The organism is Microbacterium sp. ANT_H45B (assembly GCF_008369345.1).
Taxonomy (GTDB): Bacteria; Actinomycetota; Actinomycetes; order Actinomycetales; family Microbacteriaceae; genus Microbacterium.
Genome location: NZ_VOBK01000003.1, coordinates 143,695 through 155,248, shown reverse-complemented (window position 1 = coordinate 155,248; position 11,554 = coordinate 143,695). Strand labels below are relative to the sequence as shown.

Genomic DNA, 11,554 nt, shown 5'->3' with positions numbered 1-11,554 from the left:
GGCATGCCCGAACCGAAAGTCGCCAGCTTTCCGGCGATCCGCGGTGCGCTGAAGTTCTACCAGATCGCGTCGATCATCACCGGAGTCATGCTGCTCCTGCTGCTGACCGAGATGGTGCTGAAGTACACGCCGATCCACCTCGAACTCTTCCTCGGGGGCTCCGGAGGACCGCTCTGGTTCGCGGGCGTCCTCGCGGGCCCGGACTGCCAGTGGTGGTCGCTGTTCGCACCGATGACCAATTCCTGCGAGATGACCTCGCTGGGTGACGGGTTCAACCTGTCGCTGTTCATCCTCGTCGCGCACGGCTGGTTCTACGTCGTGTACCTCTTCGCGTGCTTCCGCATGTGGAGCCTGATGCGCTGGCCGTTCCCCCGCTTCATCCTCCTCGCCCTCGGTGGTGTGATCCCGCTGCTCTCCTTCTTCATGGAGAACGTGGTCGCCCGCGAGGTCAAGACCTATCTCGCCACTCGAGAGGCCGCACAGGCCCCCGCCCCGGAAGGTGTCCGTTGACCGAACAGTCAGAGACCCAGCAGCGCCCCGCACTCGTCGTCGATTTCGGCGCGCAGTACGCGCAGCTGATCGCCCGCCGAGTGCGTGAAGCCGGCGTCTACAGCGAGATCGTGCCGCACACGGCCACTGCCGAGGAGATCGCGGCGAAGAACCCGGTCGCGATCATCCTCTCCGGCGGGCCGTCGTCGGTGTACGAGGAGGGCGCTCCCCGCCTCGACCCCGCGGTGTTCGAGCTCGGGGTCCCGACGCTCGGCATCTGCTACGGCTTCCAGTACATGGCGCAGACGCTCGGCGGCGAGGTCGCGAACACGGGCCTGCGCGAGTACGGCGCCACCGACGCGGTCATCACGGGCGACGGCGGCACCCTGCTCGGCGGGCAGCCTGCAGAGCAGAACGTGTGGATGAGTCACGGCGACCAGGTCGCCAAGGCCCCCGAGGGCTTCGAGGTCCTCGCGACCACTGAGGCGACCAAGGTCGCCGCCTTCGCGGATCCGGAACGCGGCTTCTACGGCGTGCAGTGGCACCCCGAGGTGAAGCACTCCGATCACGGCCAGCAGGTCATCGAGAACTTCCTGCACCGCGGTGCGGGGCTCGCATCCGACTGGAATCCCGACAACGTGATCGCGGAGCAGGTCGCACGCATCCGCGAGCAGGTGGGTGACGCCCGCGTCATCTCCGCGCTCTCCGGTGGCGTCGACTCCGCCGTCTCGACCGCGCTCGTGCACAAGGCCATCGGCGATCAGCTCACGGCGGTGTTCGTCGACCACGGTCTGCTGCGCAAGGGCGAGCGCGAGCAGGTCGAGCAGGACTACGTCGAATCGACCGGCGTCCGCCTCATCACGGTCGACGCGGCAGAGACCTTCCTGGGTCACCTCGCCGGAGTCACCGACCCCGAGGAGAAGCGCAAGATCATCGGTCGTGAGTTCATCCGGGCGTTCGAGAAGGTGCAGCTCGACCTCGTCGCCGAGGCCAAGGCCGCAGGCGGCGCACCGGTCAAGTTCCTCGTGCAGGGAACGCTCTACCCCGATGTCGTCGAGTCCGGCGGCGGAGCGGGTACCGCCAACATCAAGTCGCACCATAACGTGGGCGGACTGCCCGACGACCTCGACTTCGAGCTGATCGAGCCGCTGCGGGCGCTCTTCAAGGATGAGGTCCGTGCGATCGGCCGCGAGCTCGGCATCCCCGAGGCGATCGTCGGACGCCAGCCGTTCCCCGGGCCCGGTCTCGGTATTCGGATCATCGGCGAGGTCACGCAGGATCGGCTCGAGATCCTTCGCGAAGCCGATGCGATCGCACGGGAGGAGCTCACCAAGGCGGGGCTCGACCAGGACATCTGGCAGTGCCCGGTGGTGCTGCTCGCCGACGTGCGCTCCGTGGGCGTGCAGGGCGACGGACGCACGTACGGCCACCCCATCGTGCTGCGCCCGGTCTCGAGCGAGGACGCGATGACCGCCGACTGGACGCGTCTGCCGTACGACGTGCTGTCGAAGATCTCGAACCGCATCACCAACGGCGTCCGTGACGTCAACCGCGTGGTGCTCGATGTCACGTCGAAGCCGCCGGGAACCATCGAGTGGGAGTGACGAAGGAGCTCCCACTCGCGTGAGCACTCCGTGCATTCGACCGCGCCGGCGGGCGAGTGGGAGTGATCTCCCGCGGATGATGCCGAGCGGGCACGGACCATCACGGTCCGTGCCCGTTCGCGTCTCATCCGGCAGGATGAGCGTATGACCACGGCGCGGACGAAGATCACGGTTATCGGTGCAGGGAGCGTAGGGGTGAGCGTGGCGTATGCGGCGCTGATCAGGGGGAGTGCGGCCGAGGTCGCGCTCTACGACATCGCGACCGACAAGGTGGATGCCGAGGTGCTCGACCTCGCGCACGGCACCCAGTTCACCTCTGCCTCGGTCAGCGGCGGTTCCGATCTCTCGGTCGTCGACGGCAGCGACGTGATCGTGGTGACCGCCGGGGCGAAGCAGCAGCCGGGGCAGACCCGCATGGAGCTCTCCGGCATCAATGCGCGGCTGCTCGAGACGCTCATGCCGCAGCTCGTCGAGCGTGCGCCCCAGGCGGTGTTCCTCGTCGTGACGAATCCGGCCGATGTCATGACGGTGGTCGCCCAGCGCGTCTCCGGGCTGCCTCCCCACCGGGTGTTCGGATCCGGCACCGTCCTCGACACCTCCCGACTGCGCTGGCGTCTCGCGCACCGGGCGAACGTGAGCACGGCGAGTGTCCACGCCGACATCGTGGGCGAGCACGGCGACACCGAGTTCCCGCTGTGGTCCAACGCGACGATCGGATCCGTGCCTATCCTCGACTGGCCCGCCGACAAGCCGTTCACGGTCGAGGAGCTCGACCGGATCGCGATCGAGGTGCGTGACGCGGCCTACGCCGTGATTCGCGGCAAGGGCGCCACCAACCTCGCGATCGGCGTCAGCTGCGCCCGGATCGCCGAAGCGGTCCTGCGGGACGAGCGGGCCGTCCTCCCGGTCGCGACCGTGCTCGACGGCCAGTACGGCATCGACGGCGTCGCGCTGTCCGTGCCGTCTGTGGTGGGCGCGGCGGGTGCGGTGCCGCTGGGGGAGACGCCCATGAGTGCGCACGAGAGGGCTCAGCTGCACGCATCCGCCGCGGCGATCCGCGCGGCGATCGACGAGCTCGGATGAACCGGTCGCAGAGAATCTCGGATTTCTTCGGCGACGATGTCGATCTGGGGTGTTCCCGTTCGACGTCCTGAATGAGAGGGTCGAGAGACGGCCCCATCCACCGAGGAGAACATCATGAAGTACATGCTGATCATGCGCGCGACCGACGACGCGGTCGAGGCGTACGAGGAGACGCCCTTCGAGGAGGTCATCGCGGCCATGGGCGCGTACAACGAGTCGATGATCAAGGCCGGTGTGCTGCTCGCCGGCGAAGGGCTCAGCGACGCCTCCGAGGGCTTCGTCGTCGACTTCAGCGCCGAGAAGCCGCTCATCACCGATGGCCCCTACGGCGAGACCAAGGAGCTGTTCAACGGCTTCTGGATCATCGAGGTCGCATCCCGTGAGGTGGCCGCCGAGTGGGCGAGTCGCGCTCCGCTGGGAGCAGGGTCGTTCCTCGAGGTGCGACGGGTGACCGACGAATCCGACTTCCCGGCCGACAACGAGTGGATCGAGAAGGAGAAGGGCTGGCGCGCGGACGAAGAGGCGCGCCGCGCTCAGGAGTGAGATGACAGAGGCTCACGACAGCGATCCGGCCCGCCCCGCCCCCGACGAGGGCGCGCGGCGGGCCGTCGCGGCCGTGTGGCGCATCGAGTCGGCGAAGATCGTCGCCACCCTCACACGCATGGTCGGCGACTTCGGCCTCGCCGAGGATCTCGCTCAGGAGGCGCTGCTGGACGCGTTGCGCCAGTGGCCCGTCGAGGGGGTGCCGCGCAACGGAGCCGCGTGGCTGACGGCGGTGGCCAGACGCAAGGCGGTCGACGGGTGGCGTCGGCGCGAACGGCTGGACGAGCGGATGGCGGTGCTCGCCCACGACCTGGAGCGCGAGCAGCATGCGGCGACCGATGCCCCGCCGTGGGACCCGGATGCCGTCGACGACGACGTGCTCCGGCTGATCTTCATCTCCTGCCATCCCGTGCTCTCCCGCGAGGCCCAGGTCGCCCTGACCCTGCGTGTCGTGGGCGGCCTGTCGAGCGAGGAGATCGCTCGGGCCTTCCTGGTCCCGACGGCGACCGTGCATCAGCGCATCGTGCGCGCGAAGAAGACCCTCGCTGCCGCGCACGTGCCGTTCGAGATGCCCCCTCGCGAGCAGCATGCGGAGCGGCTGGGTGCGGTCCTCGGCGTGCTCTACCTGGTCTTCAACGAGGGGCACTCGGCCAGCAGCGGACCCGACTGGATGCGCCCCGAGCTGAGTGCCGAGGCGATCAGACTCACGAGAGTGCTCGCGGCGCTGATGCCGCGAGAGCGGGATCCGCTCAGCCTGCTCGCCCTGATGGAGCTCACGGCTGCACGCTTCGCCGCGAGGGTCGACGCGAACGGGGATCCCGTGCTGCTCGCCGATCAGGATCGGCGGCGTTGGGATCGCGGCCGGATCGCGCGCGGGCGCGATGCGCTGGCACGGGCAGACGCGCGGGGCGCCGGGCGCGGTGCCTACGGGCTGCAGGCCGCGATCGCGGAATGCCACGCGGTGGCGGCCTCGGTGCAGGAGACCGACTGGGACCGCATCGTCGTGCTCTACGAGGCTCTCGGCCGCATCGCGCCGTCGCCCGTGGTCGAGCTCAACCGGGCGGCGGCGGTGGCGATGGCTGTCGGTCCGGCATCCGCACTGCAGATCGTCGACGCGCTCGCGGCCTCGGGCGCGCTGGCCGGGTATCACCTGCTTCCCGCGACCCGTGCCGAGCTGCTGCTGCGGCTCGGACGTCGGGAGGAGGCGCGGGGCGAGTTCGCCGTGGCGGCGGCGCTGGCCGGGAACGAGCGCGAGCGCGCGCTGCTCGCCGCCAAGGCCGTGGAGAGCTGACGACGCACCGCGCACACGAAGAACCGCCCTCGCCCACAGCAGTGCTGTCGACGAGGGCGGTTCTGTTCACCGCGCGAGGCGCGATGTGGTCAGCTGCGGGCCTTGTTGCCGCGGCCGACGATCAGGCCGTAGATGAGCAGCACGATGATCGAGCCGCCGATGGCGAGGAGCCAGCTGCTGATCTCGAAGAAGCTGTCGACGCCCACGCCGAAGATGGCGGAACCGATCCATCCACCGAGGAGAGCTCCGACGACACCGAGCAGAAGAGTGACGAGCCAGCCGCCACCCTGCTTACCGGGGAGGATGAGCTTTGCGATGGCGCCTGCGATCAGGCCGAGAAGAAGAAATCCGAGAAAACCCATGGTCTGCTCCTTGCTTACTGTGTAAAACCCCTGGGGTGCCGGGGGTTCGTGTGACCACTATTCCGCAGCTGAGTATTTCCCGCATCCCCTTGCGCGGAGGGGGCCTCGTATGGCAAGAGGCCCGCCTCCCCTTTTCGGGGAGACGGGCCTCTCGACGATGCTCGCGTCAGTTGTTTCCGCGCACGATCGCGATGATGCGCAGGATCTCGACGTACAGCCACACGACGGTGACCATGATGCCGAAGGCCCCGAGCCAGCCGTACTTGCGGGGAGCGCCGTTGCGCACGCCCTGCTGGATCTGGTCGAAGTCGAGCACCAGGGAGTAGGCGGCCATGATGACGACGAGGACGCCGATGATGACGCCGAGCGGGATGCCCAGGATCTCGACCTTGCTGAGAAGACCGAAGGCCGCGCCCTCGCCGAGGACGCCGGTCCAGGTGAGCACGAGGTTGAGCAGCGAGAAGACCAGGTAGCCGACCATGGCGATCATGAAGATCTTCGTGGCCTTCTTCGACGCGCGGATCTTGCCGCTGGCGAAGAGCGCCAGCGTGACGCCGACGACCGAGACCGTCGCCAGAGTCGCCTGGAAGACGATGCCGGGGTACAGGACCTCGAAGAACGCCGAGATGCCACCGATGAAGAGACCCTCGAAGGCGGCGTACGCGAAGATCAGCGCGGGGCGCACCTTCTTGCGCGAGGTGAACGAGATGACCATCGCGAGGACGAATCCGACGAGGGCGCCGACGATCCACGGCAGCATGTTGGGCTGGAACTGGTCGTACGGGTTCTGCACCGGGGCGGAGAGACCGCCGAGGGTCCAGACCCAGCCGATGGCCGCGGTGACCAGCAGGATGCCGAAGAGGCCCGCGGTCTTCCAGACCGTGTCCTCGACGGACATGCGGTCGGTCTCGATCGCGCCGGCCGGGGGAGCGGCGTACATGCCCTCCAGCTGGGCGTTCGCGGCGGCATCCATCGTGCCGTGCTGGAACGAGGCGGTCTGCGCACCCTGAGCGCCCTGCGGCGCACCCGGGTAGGTCGCGACGTTGCGCGGATCCTGCTGCTGGAACGCCGGATTGTTGAAGGCGAAGTTGCTCATGGTGGGCCTCACTCCAAAGGGGTTGTAGGTCGCTTTCCTCCACGATACCCGCCCGGGCGGGTCGTGAGGGTGTCCTACGCTGAGAGCGTGCCCAGCAAATCGCCCCTCGTGATCGGGCATCGCGGTGCGCCCGGCTACCGTCCGGAACACACCCGATCCTCGTACGAGCTCGCTCTCGCGATGGGGGTGGACGCCGTGGAGCCCGACGTCATCGCGACGAAGGACGGTGTGCTCGTCGTCCGGCACGAGAACGAGATCTCGGGGACGACCGATGTCGCCGCCCACCCCGAGTTCGCCGATCGACGCACCACGAAGCGCGTGGACGGACACTCGCTGACGGGCTGGTTCACCGAGGACTTCACCTGGGACGAGCTCGCGACGCTCCGCAGCCGCGAGCGGCTGCCCGAGCTGAGGGCATCCAGCGCGGGCTTCGACGGCGCGGAGCCGATCCTCCGTCTCGTCGACGTGCTCGACCTGGTGCGTGAGGGGGCGCGCGAGCACGGCCGCGACATCGGCGTCGTGCTCGAGGTGAAGCACGCCACCCACTTCACCGGCATCGGCCTCGATCTCGCTCCGCTGATCGAACGCGATCTGCGCGCCGCCGGCTGGGCCGACGGCGGGCTCCCGCTGATCATCGAGAGCTTCGAGCAGACGGTGCTGGGGCAGCTGAGGGCGCGCGGCATCGTGGCGTCCTACATCTACCTGGTCGAGGCGGCCGGACGCCCGTACGACCTGGTCTCCGCGCTCGGCGCGCACGCCCCCGACTATCCGTCCGCGGTCACCCCGCGCGGTCTCGACGAACTCGTCGGCACGGTCGACGGCGTCAGCGTCGACAAGCGGATGCTGCTCGCTGCGGGCAGCAGCATCGTCGCCGATGCCCATGCCCGCGGACTCGAGGTCTTCACCTGGACATGCCGGCCCGAGAACTCCTTCCTCGCGAAGAGGTTCCGGGGGCGGGGTGGCCCCGCCGCGTTCGGCGACTACGAGGCCGAGTGGGGCGTCATCGCCGGCACCGGAGTCGACGGCGTCTTCGTCGATCACCCCGATCTGGGCGTCGCGTTCTTCCGCGGGTGAACATCGCGTTCCTCCGGCGGGACTGAGCGAGCTTCAGAGCGGGCCGAGAACGTCGGGCACGGCGCGATCCAGGTGCAGTGCGCGCAGCGGTGCCAGGATCTCGCGCTCCTCGAACCGGAAATGCGACTCCATGATCGCGCCCACGCCGTCGAGGTGCCGTTCGATCGTCTCGGTGCTCTCGCCGCCGTCGACCGCGGCGCGCAGCGCACCGAGCAGATGGGTGAGCATCGAGTGATCCTGCATGAGCGCGTCGATCACCTCACCGAGTTCGGGGTGCTCCTCCCGCAGGGCGGGGAACAGGGCGCGGTCCTCGCTCCGATGATGTCCATCGAGCGCGGAGCAGAATCCGATGCAGAAGAGGGCGAGATCCGACGCGGCGTGCGGGGCGTCGGCATCCTGGTCGAGCGCTGACCGCGTCGCCTCCAGGGCGGCGCGCAAGCGCGTGTGCGCCCGGCGGAGCTCGTCGTCCCAGGCGATCAGGCGGTCGGCATCCATCCCGGTCAGTCTAGGGCGGTCATGCCGAACGGTCAGAGGGTGCGGTCGAACGCGCCCTTGCGGGACACGATCTCCTTGCCGAGCGGCATCAGCGAGACCGGCACCATCTTGAAATCGGCGATACCCAGCGGGATGCCGATGATCGTGATGCACAGCGCGAGCCCGGAGACGATATGACCGATCGCCAGCCACCAGCCGGCGAGGATGACCCAGAGCACGTTGCCGAGGAACGAGCCGACACCCGAGGTCGGCTTGCTGACGATCTCGCGTCCGAACGGCCAGATGGCATAGCGCGCGATACGGAACGACGCGATCGCCCACGGGATCGTCACGATCGGGATGCACAGCAGGATCCCCGCGAGCATGTAGCCGAGGAAGAGGGCGAGGCCGGCGAAGATCAGCCAGATGATGTTGAGGATCGTGCGCACGTCTCGATTGTCGCATCGGGAGGCTGAGCAACCGCCTCATCACCGCAGGGTCGACAGGGCGAACGGCCACCGGCCGTTCACCATCCGTGCACCGGCGGGTCGCGCGGCCGCCATGCGGGGTCGGTGATGTGGGTTCATCCCCGTCTGATCCCCACAGGAGACCCATGTCCCGCCTGCATACCGCGGCTGCGGTCACGACGGTCTGCGCCCTCAGCGCAGCCGCTCTGCTCGCCGTGCCCGTCGCCGCCACCGGAGCCGAATCCGGCATCCGCATCAACGAAGTCGAATCCAGTGGAGGCACGCCCGGCGACTGGATCGAGTTCGTCAATTCTTCCGACTCCCTCGTCGATCTCAGCGGCTATCTCGTCAAGGACGACGGTGACGACGAGTCGTACACGTTCCCGGAGGGGACGACGGTCGCCCCCGGCGGCTACCTGGTGCTCGACGAGGTGAACGACGGTGCGGGCGAGTTCACCTTCGGTCTCGGCAAGGACGACCGGGTGCGGCTCTTCGACGCGAGCACCGTGCTCGTCGATGAGACCGGGTGGACCGGACATGCCGCCCTCACCTGGGGTCTGCGCGACGCGGACGGCACGGCGGAATGGGCGGAGACGGCCGAACCGAGCAAGGGTGCGGCGAACGTGTTCGCATCGGACGATCCGGTCGGCGGCTCGATCGTCATCAACGAAGTCGATTCGCAGCCGGCGGACTGGATCGAGTTCTACAACGCGGGCGATGCTCCCCTCGACATCTCCGGGTACGAGATCCGCGACAACTCCGACGACCACCGCTGGCAGTTCCGGCCGGGCACCGAGATCGCGGCTGGTGAGTTCCTCGTCGTCGATGAGGCCTCCATCGGTCTCGTAGACGGCGTCGAGACCGCGTTCCGTGATCCGATCGGCATCGGCAGCGCCGACCGCATCCGTCTCTTCGACGCCACCCAGATCCTGGTCGACGACACGCTCCCGTGGTCGGGCCACGCCGCCATCGACGGTGACGTCGCCGCTGCGACGCTCGCACGCTGTCCCGACGGTGAGGGGGCCTTCGTGCTCGCCCACTCGACTCCGGGGGCTCCGAACTCGTGCGTGATGCCCGACGTCGTCATCAACGAGATCGAGTCCAACGGAGATGCGACCGACTGGGTCGAGGTCGTCAACACCGGCAGCACCCCGGTGGATCTCTCCGGCTGGACCGTGATGGACGGCGATCCGGTCGGCCATGCGGGGGAGGCGACTCCGCTGCCGGCTGACACGATCATCGAGCCCGGCGCCTACTTCGTGTTCGACCAGCCGACGGACTTCGTGTTCGGTCTGGGCAACGGCGACACCGTCACTCTGCGCGACGCGAGCCTCGGCGTCGTCGACGAGCACGTGTACGTCGAACATGCCGCAGGCGTGCTCGCCCGCTGCGCCGACGGCAGTGGAGACTTCGTCGACATCGCCGTCTCGACCAAGGGTGCGCGCAACGCCTGTGGCAACCCCGTGCGCATCAACGAGGTCGAGTCCGACGGCGGATCTCCCGACGACTGGGTCGAGCTCGTCAACCCGACCGCATCCACTCTCGATGTGTCGGGGATCGTCGTGAAGGACGACGACGACACCCACTCCTACGTGATCCCGGCAGGGACGACGATCTCGGCCGGTGCGTATCTCGTGATCGAGCGCGCCGCACTCGGTTTCGGACTGGGCGACCCAGACGCGGTGCGTGTCTTCGACGGTGACCTGCTCGTCGATTCGACGACGTGGGGTGCGGGGCACGCGACCACCACGTGGGGGCGCTGCCCCGACATCACCGGAGCGTTCGCCGCGACCGCGGAGAGCACGAAGGGCGTCGCGAACGTCTGCGCCGGAGAGATCGCGGTCTCGACCTGGCCCGGGTCGGCCGAGGTGCGCGTGCTCGACACCGCGCCGACGTTCCTCGAGGACAGTTCGGGCCTGGACGTGCAGGAGACGACGGACGGCGCGTTCCTCTGGGCCGTCGACAACGGCGACGGACGCATCTGGAAGCTGGAGGCCCACGCCGACGGCTCGTTCTCGCAGCTCGCGGGCTGGGAATCCGGCAAGCGGGTGCGGTTCCAGAAGGATGCCGCCGACCCGGACGCCGCGGGTCCTGACACAGAGGGCATCACGGTCGACGGCGACGGATACGTCTACGTCGCCTCCGAGCGCGACAACAGCACCAAGGGAGCGAACGAGAACACCGTGCTCAAGGTGGACCCGGAGGCCTCCTCGGGCGATCTCGTCGCCCAGCAGGAGTGGGACCTCACAGCTCTGCTGCCCGCCGTCGGTGCGAACCTCGGCATGGAGGCCGTGCAGTGGGTTCCGGACACCGCCCTGCAGGGCACGCTCTTCGACATCAACACGGGCGCGGCCTATGACTCGACCGACTACGCCGGTCACGGTGATGGCCTGTTCTTCGTCGCCGTCGAGGACAACGGTCATGTGTATGCCTTCGCGCTCGCTGCCGACGGCACCGCGACGCTGGTCTCAGAGATCGCACCCGGGCTCGCCGGCGTCATGGCGCTCGACTACGACAGCGTGCTCGACGTGCTGTGGGCGGTGTGCGACGACGGCTGCCACGGTCAGTCGGCGCAGATCACGTTGAACGGCACCGCACAGCCCGGTGTGGCGCACTTCGCGCGCCCAGCCGGCATGCCCGACATCAACAACGAGGGCTTCGCGACCGCGCCCGCCTCGCTGTCGGTCGACGGACAGCGCCCCGTGTGGTGGTTCGCCGACGGCTTCGCCTCGGAGGCGCTGCGGGTGGGGACCCTGCCCGGCGCGACGAGCGAGAACCCCGGGGAGAACCCCGGGGAGAACCCCGGGGAGAACCCCGGCGAAGACCCCGGCGGGAACCCCGGCGGCCAGACGCCACCTCTGCCCGACACCGCTGTCACCGACGAGAACCGCGACAGCGGCGCGCTCGCGGTCACCGGAGCCGAGCTGCCGGTGGCGGCGGTGCTCCTGGCGCTGACGCTGGTGGTCGCCGGCATGATCGCGGTCGGTCGTCGACGCCGCACCGGCTGAGCCACGGATCGAGGACGGAGGGTGTGCGGAGTCGCTCCGCGCACCCTCCGTCGTCGTGCGGTC

Annotated in this window: 11 protein-coding genes; 7 read left to right on the top strand and 4 right to left on the bottom strand. The window is 68.7% G+C overall.

Annotated elements, in window-relative coordinates; all coding sequences use genetic code 11:
* The first annotated feature begins 3 nt into the window (after positions 1-3).
* The 5 genes from FQ142_RS12970 (at position 4) to FQ142_RS12950 (ending at position 5,010) form a co-directional block, all read left to right on the top strand.
* Entirely contained in the window at positions 4-510 is a 507-nt protein-coding gene (locus FQ142_RS12970; protein WP_056412167.1) for a DUF3817 domain-containing protein, read from the top strand.
* A complete protein-coding gene (gene guaA / locus FQ142_RS12965; RefSeq protein WP_056412163.1) occupies positions 507-2,093 on the top strand; it encodes a glutamine-hydrolyzing GMP synthase in 1,587 nt (528 codons plus the stop codon). The genes FQ142_RS12970 and guaA overlap by 4 nt, the downstream gene beginning before the upstream one ends.
* 144 nt (positions 2,094-2,237) lie before the next feature.
* Positions 2,238-3,176, top strand: a complete 939-nt coding sequence (locus FQ142_RS12960) for an L-lactate dehydrogenase (RefSeq protein ID WP_149423636.1) — start codon at positions 2,238-2,240, stop codon at positions 3,174-3,176.
* 114 nt (positions 3,177-3,290) lie between these two features.
* Positions 3,291-3,719: a YciI family protein gene (locus FQ142_RS12955; protein WP_149423635.1), complete on the top strand. Its 429-nt coding sequence runs from the start codon at positions 3,291-3,293 to the stop codon at positions 3,717-3,719.
* 1 nt (position 3,720) lies between these two features.
* Positions 3,721-5,010: an RNA polymerase sigma factor gene (locus tag FQ142_RS12950; RefSeq protein WP_149423634.1), complete on the top strand. Its 1,290-nt coding sequence runs from the start codon at positions 3,721-3,723 to the stop codon at positions 5,008-5,010.
* An 89-nt stretch (positions 5,011-5,099) separates the two neighbouring features.
* Here FQ142_RS12950 and FQ142_RS12945 read toward each other — a convergent pair whose 3' ends face one another.
* Both FQ142_RS12945 and FQ142_RS12940 read right to left on the bottom strand, forming a co-directional pair.
* Complete coding sequence (locus tag FQ142_RS12945; protein WP_045253363.1) at positions 5,100-5,372, bottom strand: GlsB/YeaQ/YmgE family stress response membrane protein; 273 nt, start codon at positions 5,370-5,372, stop codon at positions 5,100-5,102.
* Between the two features lie 166 nt (positions 5,373-5,538).
* Positions 5,539-6,468 carry a Bax inhibitor-1/YccA family protein gene (locus tag FQ142_RS12940; RefSeq protein WP_056412147.1) on the bottom strand — a complete coding sequence of 310 codons (930 nt, stop codon included), beginning with the start codon at positions 6,466-6,468 and terminating at the stop codon, positions 5,539-5,541.
* 87 nt (positions 6,469-6,555) lie between these two features.
* Here FQ142_RS12940 and FQ142_RS12935 point away from each other — a divergent pair, with 87 nt between their 5' ends.
* Positions 6,556-7,542 (top strand): glycerophosphodiester phosphodiesterase family protein, encoded by a 987-nt coding sequence (locus FQ142_RS12935; protein WP_149423633.1) that lies wholly within the window; start codon positions 6,556-6,558, stop codon positions 7,540-7,542.
* Between the two features lie 33 nt (positions 7,543-7,575).
* On the opposite strand, the gene FQ142_RS12930 is transcribed toward FQ142_RS12935, so the two are convergent.
* Together FQ142_RS12930 and FQ142_RS12925 are read right to left on the bottom strand one after the other, a co-directional pair.
* Entirely contained in the window at positions 7,576-8,037 is a 462-nt protein-coding gene (locus FQ142_RS12930) for a hemerythrin domain-containing protein (RefSeq protein ID WP_149423632.1), read from the bottom strand.
* 32 nt (positions 8,038-8,069) lie between these two features.
* Positions 8,070-8,465: a YccF domain-containing protein gene (locus tag FQ142_RS12925; RefSeq protein ID WP_056412144.1), complete on the bottom strand. Its 396-nt coding sequence runs from the start codon at positions 8,463-8,465 to the stop codon at positions 8,070-8,072.
* A 164-nt stretch (positions 8,466-8,629) separates the two neighbouring features.
* Here FQ142_RS12925 and FQ142_RS12920 point away from each other — a divergent pair, with 164 nt between their 5' ends.
* Positions 8,630-11,491, top strand: coding sequence for a lamin tail domain-containing protein (locus FQ142_RS12920; RefSeq protein WP_149423631.1), 2,862 nt, complete (start codon positions 8,630-8,632; stop codon positions 11,489-11,491).
* Positions 11,492-11,554 lie beyond the last annotated feature (63 nt).